Origin of the sequence: Pseudomonas fluorescens, from assembly GCF_000967965.1 — a bacterium.
Classification (GTDB): Bacteria; Pseudomonadota; Gammaproteobacteria; order Pseudomonadales; family Pseudomonadaceae; genus Aquipseudomonas; species Aquipseudomonas grandcourensis.
On record NZ_LACC01000086.1, the window covers coordinates 1 to 816 of the forward strand.

1 protein-coding gene is annotated in these 816 nt (G+C 60.7%); it reads left to right on the forward strand.

The window, feature by feature from the left end; all coding sequences use genetic code 11:
• A partial coding sequence (locus VC35_RS28305; RefSeq protein WP_046044047.1) for an XdhC family protein occupies positions 1-816 on the forward strand: 816 nt, incomplete at both ends.

Genomic DNA, 816 nt, shown 5'->3' on the forward strand with positions numbered 1-816 from the left:
ACGGTCGTCAAGGTCGAGGGCTCGGCCTATCGGCGTCCGGGTGCGAGGATGCTGATTCCACTGTTTGGCCAGACAGTCGGAACTATAAGCGGCGGTTGTCTGGAACAGGAGTTGGCCAGGAAGGCCTGGTGGTTGACCGAGTCCGGCGGGGCAGTGGTTCGTCGTTACAGCACGGCAGCCCAGGAAGAGGAGGACGCCGATGATGAAGACGCGGCGCTGACGTTTGGCCTGGGCTGCAACGGTACCGTGCATGTACTCCTGGAACGGCATGATGCCGGCAAGCGGAGTCTGTTGCTCGATGTGCTGCAACGGGTGAAGGCCACCGGTCAACCGGCAGCACTGGCGACCGTCATAGCCGCGGGCCGAACAGCCCGTGTGCGAGTCGGTGCTCGAATGGGACTGAACGCCTTTATGAACGCGTGTGAGGGCATCCGCTGCCAAGCGCTTCAACACGCCCTGCAGGGTGATTTGCGCAGTACCCTTGCGCGCAGGAAGTCTCAGTTGATGATTTACGGAAGCGGTGCCGATGAAGTCGAGGTCTTTCTCGAATACATCGCGCCACAGCGCCGACTGATGATCTTTGGCGCGGGTCATGACGCCCAGCCTTTGGTGCGGTTCGCCAGGGATTTGAACTGGCATGTAACGGTGGTGGACGGGCGTGCGCACTTTGCTCGCCCGGAACGGTTCCCTGGAGCAAGCCAGGTCATTGTTGCACCTATCCACGAGCCTTTTAACTTATCCAGCGCTGTCGACGGAGCCGCGGTGGTGGTCATGACCCATAGCTTCCGACAGGATCGGCATTGGCTGGAAAACGTT